The sequence below is a fragment of the Amycolatopsis silviterrae genome, assembly GCF_042684085.1.
Classification (GTDB): domain Bacteria; phylum Actinomycetota; class Actinomycetes; order Mycobacteriales; family Pseudonocardiaceae; genus Amycolatopsis; species Amycolatopsis silviterrae.
This window is the reverse complement of sequence record NZ_JBHUKS010000014.1, coordinates 1-19,091: the sequence shown is the minus strand read 5'-3', so window position 1 is coordinate 19,091 and position 19,091 is coordinate 1. Positions and strand designations below refer to the sequence as shown.

Sequence of the window (19,091 nt, the reverse complement as noted above, 5' to 3'; positions counted from 1 at the left end):
TGCCCGTGCGTACCAGGAGACAACCGATGACCAATCCGTTGATCGCGCCGGTGAAGGAAACCTCGGCGATGGCCGGGATTCCCTTGCTGGAGGACGCGACCGGACTGAAGACCGCGATCGAGAGCAAGAACTGGGCGGCGGTCGCGATCGGGGCGGTGGGCACCGCGCTGGACGTGCTCACCGCGGTGATGGATCCGTTCGGCGCGATTTTCGCGGCGGGGGTCGGCTGGCTGATGGAGCACGTCGGGCCGCTGAAGGAAGCGCTCGACGCGTTGACCGGCAACGCGGACGAGATCGCGTCGCAAGCCGCGACCTGGACGAACGTCGCCAAGGAACTCGAAGGCGTCTCGACCGAGCTGACCGAGCTGGTCAAAAAGGATGTGCAGGACTGGCAGGGCGACGCGGCCGACAGTTACCGCAAGAAAGCCGAGGACACGTCCGCGCTGATCGCCAGTGCGCAGAAGGGCAGCGAGGGCGCGGCGAGCGGGGTGAAGACCGCCGGGGAGATTGTCGCGGCGGTGCGGTCGCTGGTGCGGGACACGATCGCGGATCTGGTCGGGCACCTGATCTCGTGGGCGTTGCAGGTGGTGTTCACGCTCGGGATCGGGATGGCGTGGGTAGTGCCGCAGGTGGTCACCGCTGTCGCCAAGACCTCCTCGACCATCGCGAAGGTGACCTCGAAGCTGGTCAAGGCCCTCAAGGCGCTGATCCCGCTGCTGAAGAAGGCCGGCGTGCTGTTCGAGGACGCGGCGAAGTCCTTGAAGGGGCTCAAGAGTGGCAAGAGCGCCCCGGCGCCGAAGCCCAAGGACATCAACGCCAAATCCCGGTCTGTCTCCAAAGACGAGAGCACGACGACGTCCGGCGACCACAGCGGGACCACGCATCCGTCCGGCGAGCACGGCGGCGGGCAGCACCAGGCTGAACGGAGCCCGGACCCCGAAGGGACCCGCGGCGGGCTGGGCGGCGGGAACCACGGCGGGACGGACGGGCATACGTCGGCGTCGGGGGCCCGCGGCGGGCAGGGCGGCGAGCGGTCGCTCGACAAGCAGGGCGAGAACTCGCGGTCGCTGAACAAGATCTGCACCACCGGCGACCCGATCGACGTCGCGACCGGGCAGATGGTGATGACCGAGACCGACGCGGCGTTCCGCAGCGCGCTGCCGATGGTCTTCGAGCGCGCGCATTTCTCGGCGTTCCGCGCGGGCGGCTGGCTCGGCGGGGCCTGGGTGTCCACTTTGGACGAGCGGGTCGAGGTGTACGACGACCAGGTGTGGTTCGCCGGTGCGGACGGGATCGTGCAGGTTTTCCCGTTCCCGCGCGGCGACGAGTGGGTGGCCGCCGAGCACGGGCCCGCGCGGTTTCTCGCCCAGGAGCCCGGCGGCGGGTTCGTGATCGAGGACCGCGAGCGGCAGCGGGTCCTCACCTTCGAACGCGGCACTCAGCAGATCCGGCCGATCCGCTCGATCGCCGACCGCAACGACGAGCACATCTACTTCGAACGCGACCCGCGCGGCACGCCGACGGCGATCCGGCACAGCGGCGGCTACCGGATCGTCATCGCCACCGAGGGCGGGCTCGTCACCGGGCTCTCGACAGTCACCGGCGACGGCGCCGAGGTGCAACTGGTCCGCTACGGCTACGCGAACGGCAACCTCACCGAGGTCACGAACGAGTCCGGGCTCCCGTTCCGGTACAGCTACGACCGCTTGGGCCGGATCGAGGCGTGGACCGACCGCAACGGCGAGTGGTACCGCTTCCACTACGACGAAAACGGCCGGGTCGTGCGCACCGAAGGCTCGGGCGACTGCCTCACCGTCACGATGGACTACGACGTGGTCAACCACGTCACCCACGTCGTCGACTCGCTCGGCCACCGCACCGCCTACCACCTCAACGAAGCCGGCCAGCTGCTGCGCGAGGTCAACCCGCTCGGCGCCGCGCGCGAATACGAATGGGACGCGCGCGACCGGCTGCTCAGCGAAACCGACGAACTCGGCCGGACGCAGCGCTACCGCTACGACGAGCTGAACAACCTGATCGGCGTGCGCCGTCCGGACGGCACGGAATGGTCGATCGAACGCGACGAATTCGGCCAGCCGGTGCACCTGGTGGAGGCTCCGGGCGTCGAAACCCGTTGGGAATACGACGAACGCGGCAACGTGACCCGGCTGACCGAACCCGACGGCGGCGTCACCGCGTACACCTACGACGAGTGGGGCCACCTCGCGTCGCTCACCGATCCGTCGGGCGTGAAGCTGACCGTGGTGTCCGACGACGCGGGCAACCCGATCACGGTGACCGACCCGCACGGCGCGACGACCGCCTACCGCTACGACTGTTTCGGCAGGCTCTCCTCCACCGTCGACCCGACCGGTGCGGTCGAGGAATTCGGCTACACCGTCGACGGCGCGCTCGCCTGGCACCGCCGCGCGGACGGGTCGACGGACGAATGGCATTACGACGGCGAGGGCAACAACCGCCTGCACGCCGACGCCTCGTCCGCGATCACCCAGCAGGAAGTGACCCACTTCGACCTGATCTCCGCCGAGATCCGTCCGGACGGCACCCGGCTCGAATACGCCTACGACACCGAACTGCGGCTGGTCGGCGTCACCAACGAACACGGCCAGGTCTGGCGCTACGACTACGACCCGGCCGGAAACCTCGTGCGCGAGACCGATTTCGGCGGCGCGTCCTCGACCTACCGCTACAACGCGGCCGGCGAGCTGACCGAGATCCGCAGCCAGTCCGGCGACGTCGTGAAGCTGCGCCGCGACCTGCGCGGCAACCCGGTCGAGGAGGTCGTCGAAGGGCCGTCCGGGACCGTGCGCACCCGGTTCGAGCACGACGTCCTCGGCCAGCTCGTCGTCGTCGACGACGGCACGACCCGCATCGAGTACACGCGGGACGCGGCCGGCCGGGTGATCGCCGAGACGGTCAACGGGCGCACCGTCCGGACCGAATACGACCAGTCCGGCGAACTGGTCCGGCGGCGGACGCCGTCCGGGGCGCAAAGCACTTGGGAGTACGGCAAAGCGGGCGAACCCGCCGCGCTGCACACGTCGGGCCGCAGCACCCGGTTCGAGTACGACCCGGCGGGCCGCGAGGTCCGCCGGACCTTCGGCGAGGGCGCGGCGATCCTCCGTTCCTGGGACCCGGCCGGGCAGCTGGCCGGGCAGGCGGTGCAGGCCGCGTCCGGCGAACTGGACCGGGACCGGCGCTACCACTACCGCCCCGACGGCCTGCCCGCCCGGATCGACGACCAGGCGTCCGGCTCGCGCTGGTTCACCCTCGACGTCCGGGGCCGGGTCACGTCGGTCCGTGCGGAGGGCTGGAGCGAGCAGTACGCCTACGACGCGACCGGACGGCTCGTCGACGCCGCCTGGCCCGCTCCGGAAGAGGAGGACCGGCTCGGCAGGCGCGCGGGCCCGGCGTCGGTCATCACCGAGGCGGGCGACGTCCGCTACACCTACGACGACGCCGGCCGGATGCGCACCCGCCGGCACGAGGACGGGCGGACCTGGGAGTACACCTGGGGCCCGCTGGAGCGGCTGGTCGCGGTCCGCGTCCCGGACGGCACCTCGTGGCGCTACACCTACGATCCGATGGGCCGCCGGATCCGCAAGGAGCACTTCGCCGCCGACGGGAGCACCTCGCTCGAACGCGTCGACTTCGCCTGGGCGGGCGACACGCTGGTCGAGGAAACGCGTTCCGCGGGCGGCACGGCCGAAACGACCGTGTGGGACTACGAACCGGACTCCTTCCGGCCGCTGCTGCAGCGCCGCCGCGCCGTTCCGGAGAGCCCGCAGGAGAAGGTCGACGCGCAGTTCTTCGCCATCGTGGCCGAGCCTTCCGGAACCCCGACCGAACTGCTCGACGAACAGGGCCAGATCGTCTGGCACGCCCGCACCAGCCTGTTCGGCCTCGTAGTCGACACGGCCGGGGAAACCGGGACGCCGCTGCGGTTCCAGGGCCAGTACTTCGACGCGGAAACCGGCCTGCACTACAACCTGCACCGCTACTACGACCCGGCGCTCGCCCGCTACGTCAGCCCCGACCCGATCGGACTCGCCGGCGGACCGGACCCGCACGCCTACGTCAGCAACCCGCACGTCCTGGTCGACCCGCTCGGCCTCGCGGGCAGCAGCTGTTCGGAGCGCAGCCCCAGCCCCGACCCGTACGACCGCGGTCCCAGCCTCACGCCGGACCCGTCGGGCCGCTCGCGGAAGCAGTCCCCCGGCGGGACGGTGTACGTGGAGCACAAGAAAACCGGCCCGAAAGACCGGCGCGGCCACTACGGGTACGCCAACCTGTCCCACCGCAGCAAGGCGATGCGGCCGATCTTCGAACGCAGTGCGGTGTCCCCGCCGCCCGCCTTCAAGAAGCGGGGCGAGGACACCAAGTGGTACATGGACCCGAACCGGAGCTACTACACCCGCGACTACCAGGGAAACCCGACCGGGGTCGTCAAGGGCCACAGCAACCTCGTCATGGGGCACAGCCCCTCGGCCAGCGCGCATTTCAACAAAGTGGGCTACAAGAACGACCGCCCGGCGAACCAGGCGCACAACGCCGACCCCAACTCGTTCGGCTGGCTCGAGAAGCGCGCCGATTCCAACGCCAGCGGCGGCAAGGAACAGCGATACCGGGACACGACCCCGAGCAACGGTTCCAACCAGGTGTGGTGGAAGAAGGGCACGCCCGGCTACCGCGGAAACCCGGTCGCGGACTGGGTGCCGGAGGTCAAGACCGTCAAGCCGAGCAGCAGCTACGGCGGCAGCAGCAGCCACTCCGGCGGCTACAGCGGCGGCGGGTACTCCGGCGGCAGCGGGCACGCCGGGTCGTCCTCAAGTTCGGCGCCTTACATCCGGACCGTTCAGCCGTCCAGCAGCAGTCATTACAGCGGCGGCTATCCCAGCAGCAGCCACCACAGCAGCAGCTACTACCCGAGCGGCAGCAGCCACCACAGCAGCAGTAGCTACTACCCGAGCGGCAGCGGTGGGCACAGCAGCAGTTACTACCCGAGCGGCAGCAGCCACCACAGCAGCAGTAGCTACTACCCGAGCGGCAGCGGTGGGCACAGCAGCAGTTACTACCCGAGCGGCAGCGGCGGCCACAGCAGCAGCTACTACCCCAGCGGCAGCAGCGGGCGCAACGGCACCCAATACGTCTACGGGCCCAGCACCAGCAGCCACTCGGGCAGCCACAGCGGCGGCACTTACGGCGGCAGCGGCACCTACGGCAGCAGCAGTCACTCGGGCAACTACAGCAGCGGCAGCTACGGCGGCAGCTCCAGCAAGCGAAAGCACGACTACGACTCAGACGACCTCGACGGATCCGACTGATCAAGAAGGCGGGGCCGGGACTCCCGGCCCCACCGCCGCGAGAAGGGTCAGCTCTTCTCCAGGTACTCCGCGCGCTCCAGGTCGACCACGTCGGCCACCATCTGCGCCAGCCCCGGCAGCGAAGCCAGCTCCGGGTCGGCCGTCACGATCTCCTGGGCCTGCGCCCGCGCTTCGGTGATCACGTCCTCGTCGCGCAGCAGCGACAGCAGCTTCAGCCCGGACCGCTTGCCGGACTGGGCCGCGCCGAGGATGTCGCCCTCCCGGCGCAGTTCCAGGTCCAATCGGGACAGTTCGAAACCGTCCGTGGTGGACTCGACGGCGGCCAGCCGTTCGCGGGTGGAAGTCCCGTCGAGAGTTTCGGTCACCAGCAAGCACAATCCGGGTACGCTCCCCCGCCCGACGCGGCCGCGCAGCTGGTGCAGCTGGCTCACGCCGAAACGGTCGGCGTCGAGGATGACCATCGCCGTGGCGTTGGGGACGTTCACGCCGACCTCGACCACCGTCGTCGCGACCAGCACCTCGACCTTCCCAGCGCCGAACGCCTGCATGACGGCGTCCTTCTCGTCGGTCGGCATCCGGCCGTGCAGGGCGGCGATCTTCAAGCCCTTCAACGCGCCGTTGGCGAGATCCGGCGCGACGTCCAGCACCGCGAGCGGCGGGCGTTTGTCGCTCTTGTCCGACGGCGGTTCGTCGCCGATCCGCGGGCACACCACGTACGCCTGGTGCCCCTTGCCGACTTCCTCGCTGACCCGCTGCCACACCCGGTCGAACCACGCGGGTTTCTCCGCCACCGGCACGACCGTCGTCTTGATCGGCGAACGGCCGACCGGCATTTCGCGCAGCGCCGAGATTTCCAGGTCGCCGTAGACCGTCATGGCGACCGTGCGCGGGATCGGCGTCGCCGTCATGACCAGCACGTGCGGGCTCGTCGAGTCGGCTCCGCGCGAGCGCAGCGCGTCCCGTTGCTCCACCCCAAAGCGGTGCTGTTCGTCCACGACCACGAGCCCGAGATCGGCGAACTGCACGGTGTCCTGGATCAGCGCGTGCGTGCCGACGATGATGCCCGCCTCGCCGCTTACCGTCTCCAGCAACGCTTTCTTGCGTTCCTTCGCGCCCATCGACCCGGTGAGCAGCGTGATCCGGGTGGACTTCTCGGCCGCGCCCAGCTCGCCCGCCATGCCGAGGTCGCCGAGCATTTCGCGCAGCGAGCGCGCGTGCTGCGCGGCCAGGACCTCGGTGGGCGCGAGCATCGCCGCCTGCCTCCCGGAGTCGACGGCCTGCAGCATCGCCCGCAGCGCGACCACCGTCTTGCCGGACCCGACTTCGCCCTGCAGCAACCGGTTCATCGGATGCTCGGACGACAGGTCGGCGGCGATCTCTTCGCCGATCGCGCGCTGGCCCGCGGTCAGGTCGAACGGGAGCCGCTTGTCGAACGCGTCGAGGAGGCCGCCGTCGACGTGCGGGCTCGCCTTCGCCGGACGCGACACCGCGGAATGCCGCCGCTGCGCGAAAATCAGCTGCACGGCCATCGCTTCGTCCCACTTGAGCCGGTGCCGCGACGTCTCCAGGTGCGCCCAGTCCTCCGGGCGATGGATGCCGCGCAGCGCGCGCTCCAGGCCGGGCAGCCCGTGCCGCTTGCGCAGTTCCTCGGGCATCGGGTCGCCGCCGACCTCCAGCACGTCCAGCACCTGCCGCACGCATTTGGCGATCGACCAGGTCGGCATGCCCTGCGCGGCCGGGTAGACCGGGATGATCTCGGCGAGGAAGTTGTCGACCGCCTCGGCCTCGCGTTCGGCGTCGAGCAGTTCGTACTCCGGGTTGGCCAGCTGCAGCGTGTCCCGGAACGCGGTGACCTTGCCCGCGAACAGCCCGGTCTTGCCGGGGGCCAGCTCCTTCTCGCGCCACGCCTGGTTGAAGAACGCGCACGCGAGCCGCCGCTTGCCGTCGGTGATCACCATGTCGAGGATGGTGCCGTTGCGGGATTTCATCCGGCGCTTGCTGATCTTCTCGATCCGCGCCAGCACGGTCGCGTGCTCGCCGAGCTCCAGCCCGGCGATGTCGGTCAGCTCGCCGCGTTCGGCGTACCGGCGCGGATAGTGGCGCAGCAGATCGGAAACCGTCTCGATGTCGAGCGCGGCCGACAGTGCCTTCGCCGTTTTCGCGCCCAGCAGCAGCGGGAGTTTGTCGCGAAGCCCGGCCATGATTATTCGACCCCCATCAGCAGCACGGCGTCGCTCTGCCCGCCGGCGTAACTCGTCAACTCCACCTCGGGGTGCTCCAGCCGCAGTTGCCCGGCGAGTTCGGCGGCCACCCTCGGCGGGGCGTCCGCGCCGCTCAGGACGGTGACCAGCTCGCCGCCGAGCGCCAGCATCCGGTTCAGCACGCCGACCGCCGCCGCGACGAGGTTCGTCGCCGACGCCGGGGCGGGTTCGATCAGCACCACCTCGTCGTCGACCAGACCGAGCACGTCGCCGGACTGGGCCCGGCCCACCCAGGTTAGCGACTCCTCGCGGGCGATCCGCAGCTCGCCACGCCTGGTCGCGGCCGCCGCCTCGGCCATCGCCACGACGTCGTCGTTGACCCGGCGTTCGCCGTCGTGCACCGCGAGCGCGGCCAGCACCTGCACCGGCGACGCGCACGGGATCACCACGACGTCGCGTTCGCCCGCCATCGGATGCCCGGCGGCGGCGTCGGCGGCCGAGGTGAGGTCCGGCCCGCCCGGCAGCACGCTCAGATGCCGCCCGGCCGCCTCGTTGAACAGCCCGATCATGTCCTCGACGCTGGGCAGCTCGCCGTCCGGAACCGCCAGCACGGCGACGCCCTCGGCCCGCAGCAGCTCGGCGAGCCCGCCGCCGCGCACCACCGCGACCACCGACCGGTCGATGCCGCCTCCCGGTTCGATCGGCGTCGGCGTGATCAGCGGTTCGACCCGGATCTTGCGCGGCCTGCCCAGCTGCAGCCCGGCTTCGATGGCCGCGCCGATGTCCGCGCAGTGGACGTGCACCGCGTGGCTGCCCGAACCGTCGCCGGCCACGGTCACGCTGTCGCCGAACCCGCTCAGTTCCTTCCGCAACGCCGGCAGCCGGGCCTCGTCGACCTCGTCCAGCAAGTACATGACCTCCCACGCGTACGGCACCTGCTCCGGCAGCGAAGCCACCGCCCGCAGGTCGTGCCCGGGTTCTTCGGTCTCGCCGGTGATCACGCCTGCCAGCGCGTCGAGCACCGCGACCAGGCCCCGGCCCCCGGCGTCGACCACCCCGGCCTTGGCCAGCGCGGGCAGCTGCTTGGGCGTCTCCTCCAGCGCCGCCGCGGCCACAGTGACGACCTCGCGCGCGACCTCGGGCAACGCCCGCGTGGTCCCTCGGACGGCGGCGGCCACGGCGTGCAGGACGGTCAGCATCGTCCCGGCGACCGGCCTGCTGACCGCGCCCGTGGCGACCTGGTCCGCACGCCCGAGCGCGGCGGCGAGACCCGCGCCGTCGAGATCCCCGCCGCCGGCTGCCCAGTCGGCCATCCCCCGCACGACCTGGGACAGGATCACCCCCGAGTTACCCCGTGCGTGCGCCACCGCCCCGCGCGCCAGTACCGCCAGCGCCTCGGCGGCGTCGGCCGGTTCCGCCTCGGAGAGGGCCTCGTGCGCGCCGGTCATCGTGTACAGCAGGTTGGAGCCGGTGTCGGAGTCCGCGACCGGATAGACGTTGATGCCGTCGATCGCCGCGCGCAGCCCGTCCAAGCTGCGCACAGAGGCCGCCGCCCAGCCCGACACCGCCGCCGCGTCCAGCACCCGCACCCCGTAACCTCCTAGCCGGTCCCCGCGAGGGTAACGACCCCGCGGCAAGGCCCCCGAAACCACTCGTTACTATGGTCGAGTTGCCTGGCAAGTTCAGGCGCGCATTCTTTGTCCCATATCCAGAGGAGTTCGACGTGGCTGCCGTGTGCGACGTCTGTGGCAAGGGACCCGGCTTCGGCAAGTCGGTCTCGCACTCCCACCGGCGTACCAACCGCCGGTGGAACCCGAACATCCAGGTTGTGCACGCGAAGGTCGGCGTGTCCCAGCGCAAGCGCCTGAACGCCTGCACCTCGTGCATCAAGGCGGGCAAGGTCGTCCGCGGCTGAGTTCAGCGGTTTTCGGAAAGGGGCGAGTGCTTCGGCACCCGCCCCTTTTTCGTCACCGCAGGAAGCCCGCCAGCACCTGCCGCAGCGACTCCGGGCGCGTCGGCGGGCGCGGGGGGGTCGTCCGTGAGGGCCACCTTCACGGACCCTGATTCCCTCAGGGTTCCCCTCACGGACCTTCAGATACGGCCATGAAGGCATCAATCGGGCAATTCGGCGGTTCTGGCGTCCTTTGTGGATGGTCCAGCAGGCATGGGGCGAGCCCCTGGACCCCCGCGCCGGGTCGCCTTGGGAGGGAAAGGGGCGAGTGCTTCGGCCCCCTCGTCACCTCAAGAAGCCCGTCAGCACATCCCGCAGCGACTCCGGCGCGTTCAGCACCCCGTGATCCTGCCCCGGCACCTCCTCGTGCCGCCCATGCACGACAGCCGCGGCGACCGCCTTCGCCGACGACGTCATCCACGCCTCCCCCGCGCCGCCCGACAGCGACAGCACCGGGACGGTGATCGCGCCCAGCCGGTCCGTCGGCAGGTGGTTGCCGCGCCCGCAGATCGTCAGGTCGTACGGCAGCGTGTGCGCCAGGCCGACGAACCAGCCCCACACCGGCGCGGACTTCATCGACTCCACCACCGGCGCCGGGGTCCCGGTGCCCTCGACCAGGAACAGCTCGACCGCGCCGTCCCGATCCCCGGCGGCGAGACAGGCGCTGACCCGGTCGACCAGGTCTTCGGCAGGCCGCGGACGGTCGTCGCCGATGAACGGCGGTTCGTACACCGCCAGCTTCGTGACCGGCAGGCCGCGCGCCGCCGCTTCCAGGGACAGGATCGCGCCCGACGAGTGGCCGAACAGCGCGGCCGACCCGCCGACGGCCTCGATCAGCACCTCGAGGTCGTCGATCTCGCGCTCGACCGCGTAGACCGGTGCGTCCCCGCTGTCGCCGCGGCCTCTCCGGTCGTAGGCGACCGCGGTGAAACCGGCGTCGGCCAGGACCGCGGCCAGTCCGGCGACGGTCGTCCGGTCGTTCACCGCGCCGCCGACGAGCAGCACCGGCGAACCCGAACCGTAGGTGTCGAAGGCGATCGGGGTGCCGTCGGCGGACGTGACGGTGGCGGTCATGGCTTTCCTCCAGGGGTTCAGTCGTTCCTCACCCTGGTGGTCGGCGCCGCCCGCCGGAACTGGACACGCCGCGTCAGGGAAGCTTCCAGTCGAGCGGTTCCGCGCCCTGCTGGACCAGCAGCTGGTTCGCCCGGCTGAACGGACGCGACCCGAAGAAGCCGTTGCGCGCCGACAGCGGGCTCGGGTGCGCCGATTCGATGCACGGCACCTCGCCGAGCATCGGCCGCAGGTTCCGCGCGTTGCGGCCCCACAGGATCGCCACCAGCGGTCCGCCGCGCGCGGCGAGCGCCTTGATCGCCTGCTCGGTGACCTGTTCCCAGCCCTTGCCCTGGTGCGAGTTGGACTTGTGCGGCTGCACGGTGAGCGACCGGTTCAGCAGCAGCACGCCCTGCTCCGCCCACGGGGTCAGGTCGCCGTTGGCGGGCGCCGGGTGGCCGAGGTCCTCGCAGTACTCCTGGTAGATGTTGATCAGGCTTTTCGGGATCGGCCGCACGTCCGGGGCCACCGAGAAGCTCAGTCCGACCGCGTGCCCGGGCGTCGGGTACGGGTCCTGCCCGACGATCAGCACGCGGACGTCGTCGAACGGCTGCTTGAACGCGCGCAGCACGTGCTCGCCCGCGGGAAGATAGGTGCGGCCCGCGGCGATCTCGGCGCGGAGGAACTCCCCCATCGCGGCTACCTGCGGGGCCACTGGTTGCAGGGCTTTCGCCCAGCCGGCTTCGACGATTTCGTCCAGCGGTCGTCCAGTCACGGCCCGCGAGCCTAGCGCCACGTGCCCGGGGTCACTGTGGCGGGTCCAGCCTGCGCAACTCCGCCCGGAACCGGGCCCCGCGCCGGACGTAGGAATCCACCACCGAGGCGATCTGGTCCGCCGGGAACGAGGTGTTCGGCCGCGTTTTCGCCGGGACGCCGAGCGCGATCTCGCCGGTCCCGACCGTCGATTCGTACGACAGCACCGCGCCCGCGCCGACCATTCCGCCGTCCTCGATCACGCTTCCGTTCAGCACCACCGAACCCGACGCGATCAGGCAGCCGGTGCCGATTTTCGCGCCCTCGATGTGCACCGCGTGCCCGACCGCCGACGACGGGCCCACGATCGTCGGATGCCGCGCGGTGCAGTGGATGACGCAGCCGTCCTGCACGTTCGAGCGTTCGCCGATCTCGATGTACCCGTGGTCGCCGCGCAGCACCGTCTGCGGCCAGACCGACGCGCGCGCCCCGATCCGGACGTCGCCGATCACGGTGGCGTCGGGATGGACGTAGGCGTCCGGGTGGATCGTCGGGACCAGGTCGCCGAGCGCGTAGATGGCCAAAGCCGCCTCCGGTCAGTAGTCGTGCGCGAGGTCCTTGCCGTAATAGCGGCTTTCGGGCAGATCGCCGTAATAGCCGAAGGCCGGGATCTCGACGTAGCCCGACGAACGGTAGAGGGCGATCGCCTCGGGCTGTTCGGTACCCGTCTCCAGCACGGCCCGGCGGCGTCCGGCGGCGACCGCGGTGCGTTCCAGTTCGGCGAGCATCGCGCGGGCGAAACCGCGGCCGCGCGCGGATTCGACCACGTACATCCGTTTCAGCTCGACGTCGCCGGGCCGGAAGGTCGGCTCGGGACCGTCGTGCGCGCGCCACGCGCCGGACGCCACCGGCACGTCGTCCAGGTAGCCGACCAGGAACAGACCCCGCGGCGGCGCGAACTGCGCGGCGTCCATCGGGGTCTCGTCCTCGGAGCCGTAGCGGCGCACGTATTCCAGCTGCACCTCGGCCATCAGCTTGCCGGCGTCGGGATGGTCGAAGGCGACCACACGGATGTCCACAGTGCTCAGCCTAATGAAGACTCGCTGCCGGCCTCACGGCAATTTACTGCTGCCAGTGCTCCCAACCGCCTTGCTGGGCGTACTCCTCGCCGTCCACAGTGACCCCGGAGCCGGGCATGGTGACCACGCCGATCTTGCGCCAGCCCTCGGGCAGGTCGTCGAACGGCGGGAACGTCGCGACCAGCGCGTGGTCCTCGCCGCCGGTCAGCACCCACTGCAGCGGGTCCGCGCCCAGCGCGCTGCCGACCTCCTTCAGCCGCGTCGAAACCTCCAGCAGCGCGGTCTGCACGTCGAGCCCGACCTCGGACGCGGCGGCCAGGTGCGCGAGGTCGGCGAGCAGGCCGTCGGACACGTCCATCATCGCCGTCGCGCCGGCGAGCGCGGCCTGCGGACCGGCCGCGTACGGCGGTTCCGGGCAGCGCTGCGCGTTCACGACGCCGACCGGCGACCGGAATCCGCGGCGCAGCACCGCGAGCCCCGCCGCGGCCCAGCCGAGCCGTCCGCACACCGCGAGCACGTCGCCGGGGCGCGCGCCCGCGCGGGTCACCGGTTCGCGGTCTTCGAGGTCGCCCAATGCGGTGACGCTGATCACGAGCTGGTCCGCGCTCACGAGGTCGCCGCCGGACACTCCGATGCCTGCGGCGCGCGCCTCGGCCCACATGCCGTCCATGATCTCGGTCACGACCCGCGCCGGGGTGTCCGCCGGGCAGGCGAGGCCGACGACCACCGACGTCGGTTTCGCGCCCATCGCGGCGATGTCGGACAGGTTCACCGCGACCGCCTTGCGCCCGGCCTGCTCCGGGCTCGACCAGTCGAGCCGGAAATGCACGCCGTGGACCAGCACGTCGGTCGTCACGACCACGCGGCCGTCCGGCGCGGCGAGAACCGCCGCGTCGTCGCCGGGGCCCAGCAATGTCGACGCGGGCTGCTCGCGTCCTTCGGTGACCCGCCGGATCAGGCCGAATTCGCCCGTCCCGGCCACCGAGTGCTCGTCCGGTGACACCGGTCACCTCCTGTTTCCCTCGCCTGTGTCGGATCGGCCACCGACAATCGGATCCCCTAGGTTTTTCCCAGGGCTGGCGCTACGTTTCCTACACCGTCTACACCGTTCCTACCTCGACTCGACCGCCACCGACGAAAGGGCACGCCGTGGTCCACGCATACATCCTCATCCAGACCGAGGTCGGCAAGGCCGCCGCGGTGGCTGCGGAGATCGCCGGGGTCCCGGGCGTGACCAGCTCCGAGGACGTCACCGGCCCGTACGACGTGATCGTGCGCGCCGCCGCGGACACAGTGGACCAGCTCGGCCAGCTCGTCGTCGCCCGCGTGCAGAACGTGGAAGGGATCACGCGCACGCTGACCTGCCCGGTCGTCCATCTCTGAGCCGTGGTCCACTGATCCGGTGGCAGACACCGAGACCGGGGCCCCGCCGAAGGTCGTCCTCGTCACCGCGTCGTTGCTCGTGGCCGCGCTGGCAGTCGCGGTCGCGGTCGTCGCGCTGACGAAAAGCTCCTCCGAGCAGGCCGCCCCGAACCAGCCCCTCGCGCTCGTTTCCGTTCCCGCGCCGCAGGCCGGGTCGGCCGACTGCGCGAAACTGACCGCAGGCGTCCCGTCCACGCTGACGTCGAACGGCAAGGAACTGTCGCCGCGCACGCTCGCCGAGCCCGCGCCGAAGGCGACCATCGCGTGGGGCGAACCGGATCCGGTCGTGCTGCGCTGCGGCCTGGAACGCCCGCCGGACCTCACCCGCACCTCGCCGCTGCGCGTGGTCAACACCGTGCAGTGGCTGCAGATCGAGCAGGGCGGTTCGGCCACCTGGTACGCGGTCGACCGGCCGGTCTACGTCGCGCTGACGGTGCCGGCGAGCGCCGGAACGGGTCCGCTGCAGACCATTTCGGACGCGATCGCGGCCAAGCTGCCGGTCAAGCCCCTGACGTTCTAGCCGCGATCCTCTCCAGCGATTCGCCGGTCGTGCGCGGCCCGAGCACCGCCACGTCGATCATCAGCAGCACCATCGCGCCCGCGACCACCGCGAACATCGTCGTCGCGCCCGCCGCGTGCAGGATCGGCAGCAGCACGAACGGCATCGCGGCCGTCGCCAGCCGGGACAGCGCGTAAGCCGAACCGGCCGCGGTGCCGCGCAGCGACGTCGGGAACAGCTCGCCCTGGTAGGTGTGGAACGCGTTGGAGAACACGTTGCTCGCGGCGGTGTAGCAGAACCCGAACACCGCGATCAGCGCGCCGGACGTGGCGTAGCCGAAGGCGAGGCCGAACGCCGCCATCGCCGCCGCGCTCGCGACGATCAGCCACTTGCGTTCCAGCCGTTCGATGATCGGGATGGACAGCGCGGAGCCGATCGGATAGCCGAGGAAGGTGAGCGCGGCGAAGGTCAGCGAGCTGACGAGGCCGAAACCCTTGGCCGCCAGCACAATCGGCACCAGCGAGCCGAAACCGTAGTAGCCGAACGACTGCAGCAGCTGGAACACGTACAGCATCGCGGTGCGGCGGAACCACGGCGGGCGCAGCAGCGCCGACGCGCTCACCGGTTCGGGCGCGGGCGGTTCCGGCTCCGGTTCGGGCAACGGCTGCGGCGCGCTCGCTTCGAGCTTGCGCACGATCTCGTCCGCTTCGCCGATTCTCCCTTGTGCGGCAAGCCAACGCGGCGATTCCGGCAGGGTGAACCGCAGCGCCCACACGATCGCCGCGCCGAGTGCGCCGATCACGAACAGCCAGCGCCAGCCGTCGATACCGAGCGGCGCGTGCCCGACGAGCGCGCGGGCCAGGAAGCCGGCGGCCGGGACGCCGCAGAAGCCGATCGTGTAAGCCCAAGCTGTCGCACGACCGCGGGCGCGGGCGGGCAAGAGGTCGGCGAGATAGGCGTCGGCCACCGGGAGTTCCGCGCCGATGCCGATCCCGGCGATGAAGCGGCAGATCACCAGCATCCACACGTCGGTGCTGAACGCGCCGAGCAGCGTGAACACCGAGTACAGGCCAAGGGTGAGCAGGAAAGCGCGCCGCCTGCCGAGGCGGTCGGCCAGCCTGCCGAGGAACACCGCGCCCACGAACGCGCCGACGAACGCCGACGCCAGCACGTACTTCAGCGTCGTCGGGGTGACGCCGAATTCCTTGGTGAGGACAGTGCTGATGGTCGCGGCGAGGAACAAGTCGTAGAGGTCGAAGAAGGTGGCGATGCCGACCACTGCCACGAAGTACCGGTGCCGCCGGGTGACCGGGAGCCGGTCGAGGCGGGATGCGATCTGCACGTGCTGTTTTCCTTACCGGGCTGGGTGTGTTCGTGGATCATCGTAAGGTCACCGCGTGACAGCTGACGCGGTTGAGGAGTTCGAGCGGCACCGCCCGAAACTGTTCGGGCTGGCGTATCGGATGCTGGGTTCCGCCGAGGAGGCCGAAGACGTCGTCCAGGACACCTTCCTGCGCTGGCATCGGGCCGACGCGGTCGCCTCGCCGTGGGCCTGGCTGGCCAAAGTCGCTACCAACCTGTGTGTGAACCGGTTGACCTCGGCACGTGCGCGCCGGGAGAGCTACGCCGGTTTCTGGCTGCCGGAGCCAGTCCTGACCGCGGGCGGCGCGCTGGGCCCGCTGGACCGCGCCGAGCAGCGTGAGACCGTCTCGCTGGCCTTCCTGGTGCTGCTGGAAAGCCTCAACCCGGTGGAACGCGCGGTGTTCGTCCTGCGCGAAGCCTTCGGCTACAGCCATCGGGAGACGGCCGAGGTCATCGACTCCTCCGAGGCGAACTCCCGGCAGCTGTACGCCCGCGCCCGCAAGCACCTGGCCGAGACCCGTGACAGCTCCGCGCGCCGGACGTCCCCTCGCCGCGACCTGGTGGAGCGCTTCCTGGCCGCCGCGGAGCAGGGTGACCTGCCGGGGCTGGAGAAGGTGCTGGCCGAGGACGTGACCGTGTGGGTGGACGGCGGCGGCAAGGTCGGCGCGGCCCGGCGGCCCGTCTCCGGCCTCGCCAAGGTGGCGCGTTACTTCGCGGGCACGTTCCGCCTCGCCGGTCCGGAGACGAGATTGTCGGCCGCGGAAGTGAACGGCTCGCTCGGGCTGCTGGCCTATATGGGCGAGACGTTGGTGGGTGTGCTGGTGCCGGAGACGTCGGACAGCCGGATCACCGGGGTCCGCATCGTCGCCAACCCGGACAAACTCCGGTCGTTGTCACGTTCGGGAGGCCTGTCCGGTTCTTAAGGGGACGCTCTCTCCCAGAGGAGGACACCCGTGACAACCCGGATCCTGGTGACCGGCGGCACCGGCCGCCTCGGCCGCGCGCTCGTTCCCCGTCTTGCGGCGGACGGTCACGCCGTCCGCGTGCTGAGCCGGAAGCCCTCGACGCAAACCCTCTACGGCGACCTGCTCACCGGCGAAGGCCTCGACGAGGCGGTCGACGGCGTCGAGGCGATCGTCCACTGCGCGACCGGAAACGGCCGCTCGGACCTCGACGGCACCCGCAACCTCGTCCAAGCGGCGGCGCGAGCCGGGCGTCCGCATCTGCTGTACGTGTCCATCGTCGGCGTCGACCGGGTGGCATTGCCTTACTACCGCGCGAAACTGGCCTGCGAGCGGCTCGTGGAAAACTCCGGTCTGCCGTGGACGATCCAGCGGACGACCCAGTTCCACGAACTCGTCGCCTGGATGTGCGCGAGCCAGCGGTGGCTGCCGGTGGTCGTGATGCCTCGCGGGGTCAGCTTCCAAACCGTCGACACCGGCGAGGTGGCCGCGCGCCTGGCCCTGCTGGCCGATGCGCCGCCGTCCGGCCGGGCACCCGACCTGGGCGGGGCCCGAGGTGCGCCCCGCCGCCGACCTGGCCCGCGCTTACCTTCGCTCGCGCGGAGGCCGCCGCCCGGTGGTGTCGCTGCCGATGCCCGGCCTCCGCGGCTACCGCGAAGGGGGACATCTGACCCCGGAGCACGCGGACGGCCGGATCACCTTCGACCAGTTCCTTTCGGCATGAGCGCCCGTGCCTGGCTGCGCGCGGGGTTGGCCTTCATCGCCGTGGCGCAGTTCGCCGTGGGGAACTGGGCGCTGTGGTCGCCGCGCTCGTTCTTCGACATCCCCTGGGTGGGCATGCGCATGCCCTACAACGCGCATCTGATGATGGACTACGGCGCGATGAGCCTGGCCACCTCAGTGGCGCTGGGCGTGAGCTTTTTCGTCACCCGGCGGATCTTGGCGCGCACCGCACTCGCGGTGTACCTGACGTTCGCCGCGCCGCACCTGGTGATCCATATCCAGCTGCTGCACCATCTCACGCCCGGCGAACGCGTGCCGTTGCTGATCGCGCTCGCCGCGGCCGTCGCGATCCCGCTGGCGCTGCTTCCACTGACCGGACGGCTCGAAAAGCAGTAGTTCCGCCGGTCAGCGCAGGCCGGTGCCCCGGGCGAGCGCGGTGTCGATCAGCGTCGACAGCAGCGTCGGGTAGTCCACCCCGGTCACCTCCCACATCTTCGGGTAGGCGGACTTCGTGGTGAAGCCAGGCATCGTGTTGACCTCGTTGATCACCAGGTCGCCCGCCTCGGTGACGAAGAAGTCGACGCGGGCGAGGCCCTGGCAGTCGAGCGCGCGGAACGCCTCGACAGCCATCGCTCGCAGCCGGTCGGAGAGCGCGTCGTCCAGCTTGGCCGGGATGTCCAGCTCGGCGTCCTCGCCGAGGTACTTGGTCTCGAAGTCGTACCAGGCGTCCTCGCCCTCGGCGAGCACCCGGATCTCCGCCGGCAGCGACGCCTCGACGCGGCCGTCCGGGAATTCCAGCACGCCGCATTCGACCTCGCGCCCGCGCACCGCGGCCTCCACGAGCACCTTCGGGTCGGTGCGCCGGGCCAGCTCGATCGCGGCGTCCACTTCGGACCACTCGGCGACCCGGGAGATGCCGACCGAGGAACCGGCGCGCGAGGGCTTCACGAACACCGGCAGGCCAAGGCGTTCGCGGTCCTGTTCGGCCAAAGTGGACTGTCCGCGGCGCAGCGCGGCGTACGTGCCGACCGGCAGCCCTTCCGCGGCGAGCAGTTTCTTCGCGTATTCCTTGTCCATCGCCGCCGCGCTGGCGAACACGCCGGGCCCGACGTACGGGATGTCGGCGAGTTCGAGCAGCCCCTGGATGGTGCCGTCCTCGCCGAAGGCGCCGTGCAGCACCGGGAAGACGACGTCGACGGTGCCGAGCACCTCGGTGGCCTGTCCGGGGTCGACCGTGCGCAGCTCGCGGCTGGTCGGGTCGCCGGCGAGCACGAGCGCGCGGCCGGACTCGACCGACGGCAGCTCGCGGCCCTGGATGCTGAGCTGCTTCGGGTCGCCGGTGCCGAGCACCCAGCCGCCGCCCGGCGTGACGCCGACCGGGAGCACCTCGAAGCGATCCGGATCCAGGTTCGAGATCACACTGCCCGCGGACAGGCACGAGATGGTGTGCTCGCTGCTGCGCCCGCCGAACACGACCGCGACCCGGATCTTTTCAGCACTCATAGCCGGTCACCGTACCGGGTGAGCATGTCCGGCGACGCGCGCCGGGGGTGTCCGCGCTGGTGACCGCGCTTCCAGCGGAGCACCACCCGCCACCCGCCGCCCGCCTCGGCCAAGACCGCCCCAATGCCACATTGGGTGCATCTGACGCACCCAATGTGGCGTTGGTTGCGTCCCACGCACCCAATGATGCTCCTATGGTGTGTCAAGGGGTGAGGTGGTGGATTGCGGCGAGGTCTGCTGT

The 19,091-nt window shown here is 70.8% G+C and carries 15 protein-coding genes and 1 pseudogene; 7 read left to right on the top strand and 9 right to left on the bottom strand.

The window, feature by feature from the left end:
- Positions 1–26: 26 nt before the first annotated feature.
- Positions 27–5,345 carry an RHS repeat-associated core domain-containing protein gene (locus ACFSVL_RS19160; RefSeq protein ID WP_378305965.1) on the top strand — a complete coding sequence of 1,773 codons (5,319 nt, stop codon included), beginning with the start codon at positions 27–29 and terminating at the stop codon, positions 5,343–5,345.
- Positions 5,346–5,392: 47 nt separating this feature from the next.
- On the opposite strand, the gene recG is transcribed toward ACFSVL_RS19160, so the two are convergent.
- Positions 5,393–7,546: an ATP-dependent DNA helicase RecG gene (gene recG / locus ACFSVL_RS19155; RefSeq protein WP_378305963.1), complete on the bottom strand. Its 2,154-nt coding sequence runs from the start codon at positions 7,544–7,546 to the stop codon at positions 5,393–5,395.
- A 2-nt stretch (positions 7,547–7,548) separates the two neighbouring features.
- Complete coding sequence (locus ACFSVL_RS19150; protein WP_378305961.1) at positions 7,549–9,135, bottom strand: DAK2 domain-containing protein; 1,587 nt, start codon at positions 9,133–9,135, stop codon at positions 7,549–7,551.
- Between the two features lie 134 nt (positions 9,136–9,269).
- Between ACFSVL_RS19150 and rpmB the strand changes: the two genes are divergently transcribed.
- Positions 9,270–9,461 (top strand): 50S ribosomal protein L28, encoded by a 192-nt coding sequence (rpmB, locus tag ACFSVL_RS19145; RefSeq protein ID WP_009074135.1) that lies wholly within the window; start codon positions 9,270–9,272, stop codon positions 9,459–9,461.
- Positions 9,462–9,782: 321 nt separating this feature from the next.
- Here the strand turns inward: rpmB and ACFSVL_RS19140 are convergent, their stop codons facing one another.
- From ACFSVL_RS19140 to ACFSVL_RS19120, 5 genes are all read right to left on the bottom strand, one after another.
- The gene (locus tag ACFSVL_RS19140; protein ID WP_378305959.1) at positions 9,783–10,571 is read right to left on the bottom strand and encodes an alpha/beta fold hydrolase; all 789 of its coding nucleotides are present in this window, start codon (positions 10,569–10,571) and stop codon (positions 9,783–9,785) included.
- 73 nt (positions 10,572–10,644) lie between these two features.
- The gene (locus tag ACFSVL_RS19135) at positions 10,645–11,322 is read right to left on the bottom strand and encodes a uracil-DNA glycosylase (RefSeq protein WP_378305958.1); all 678 of its coding nucleotides are present in this window, start codon (positions 11,320–11,322) and stop codon (positions 10,645–10,647) included.
- A 31-nt stretch (positions 11,323–11,353) separates the two neighbouring features.
- A complete protein-coding gene (locus ACFSVL_RS19130) occupies positions 11,354–11,884 on the bottom strand; it encodes a gamma carbonic anhydrase family protein (RefSeq protein ID WP_378305956.1) in 531 nt (176 codons plus the stop codon).
- 12 nt (positions 11,885–11,896) lie between these two features.
- Positions 11,897–12,379, bottom strand: coding sequence for a GNAT family N-acetyltransferase (locus ACFSVL_RS19125; protein ID WP_378305954.1), 483 nt, complete (start codon positions 12,377–12,379; stop codon positions 11,897–11,899).
- 43 nt (positions 12,380–12,422) lie between these two features.
- Complete coding sequence (locus ACFSVL_RS19120) at positions 12,423–13,382, bottom strand: thiamine-phosphate kinase (RefSeq protein WP_378305953.1); 960 nt, start codon at positions 13,380–13,382, stop codon at positions 12,423–12,425.
- A 146-nt stretch (positions 13,383–13,528) separates the two neighbouring features.
- Here ACFSVL_RS19120 and ACFSVL_RS19115 point away from each other — a divergent pair, with 146 nt between their 5' ends.
- A complete protein-coding gene (locus ACFSVL_RS19115; RefSeq protein ID WP_009074118.1) occupies positions 13,529–13,762 on the top strand; it encodes an Lrp/AsnC ligand binding domain-containing protein in 234 nt (77 codons plus the stop codon).
- Positions 13,763–13,781: 19 nt separating this feature from the next.
- Positions 13,782–14,321, top strand: a complete 540-nt coding sequence (locus ACFSVL_RS19110; protein WP_378305951.1) for a DUF3515 domain-containing protein — start codon at positions 13,782–13,784, stop codon at positions 14,319–14,321.
- Here ACFSVL_RS19110 and ACFSVL_RS19105 read toward each other — a convergent pair.
- Positions 14,302–15,642: an MFS transporter gene (locus ACFSVL_RS19105; RefSeq protein WP_378305949.1), complete on the bottom strand. Its 1,341-nt coding sequence runs from the start codon at positions 15,640–15,642 to the stop codon at positions 14,302–14,304. The genes ACFSVL_RS19110 and ACFSVL_RS19105 overlap by 20 nt on opposite strands.
- A 55-nt stretch (positions 15,643–15,697) precedes the next feature.
- Between ACFSVL_RS19105 and ACFSVL_RS19100 the strand changes: the two genes are divergently transcribed.
- The 3 genes and pseudogenes from ACFSVL_RS19100 to ACFSVL_RS19090 all read left to right on the top strand — a co-directional run bounded on the left by ACFSVL_RS19100 (position 15,698) and on the right by ACFSVL_RS19090 (position 17,743).
- On the top strand, positions 15,698–16,585 hold the full coding sequence (locus ACFSVL_RS19100) for an RNA polymerase sigma-70 factor (protein WP_378305947.1): 888 nt from the start codon (positions 15,698–15,700) through the stop codon (positions 16,583–16,585).
- A gap of 30 nt (positions 16,586–16,615) precedes the next feature.
- Positions 16,616–17,348, top strand: a pseudogene (locus tag ACFSVL_RS19095) (SDR family oxidoreductase).
- Complete coding sequence (locus ACFSVL_RS19090) at positions 17,345–17,743, top strand: hypothetical protein (RefSeq protein ID WP_378305945.1); 399 nt, start codon at positions 17,345–17,347, stop codon at positions 17,741–17,743. Before ACFSVL_RS19095 ends, ACFSVL_RS19090 begins: the two are co-directional and overlap by 4 nt.
- A gap of 9 nt (positions 17,744–17,752) precedes the next feature.
- Here the strand turns inward: ACFSVL_RS19090 and ACFSVL_RS19085 are convergent, their stop codons facing one another.
- A complete protein-coding gene (locus ACFSVL_RS19085; protein ID WP_378305943.1) occupies positions 17,753–18,850 on the bottom strand; it encodes a D-alanine--D-alanine ligase family protein in 1,098 nt (365 codons plus the stop codon).
- Between the last annotated feature and the right edge of the window lie 241 nt (positions 18,851–19,091).

Coding starts and splice junctions, on each gene's coding strand:
- ACFSVL_RS19160 (WP_378305965.1), top strand. CDS start 27: ATGACCAATCCGTTGATCGCGCCGGTGAAGGAAACCTCGGCGATGGCC.
- recG (WP_378305963.1), bottom strand. CDS start 7,546: ATGGCCGGGCTTCGCGACAAACTCCCGCTGCTGCTGGGCGCGAAAACG.
- ACFSVL_RS19140 (WP_378305959.1), bottom strand. CDS start 10,571: ATGACCGCCACCGTCACGTCCGCCGACGGCACCCCGATCGCCTTCGAC.
- ACFSVL_RS19090 (WP_378305945.1), top strand. CDS start 17,345: ATGAGCGCCCGTGCCTGGCTGCGCGCGGGGTTGGCCTTCATCGCCGTG.
- ACFSVL_RS19085 (WP_378305943.1), bottom strand. CDS start 18,850: ATGAGTGCTGAAAAGATCCGGGTCGCGGTCGTGTTCGGCGGGCGCAGC.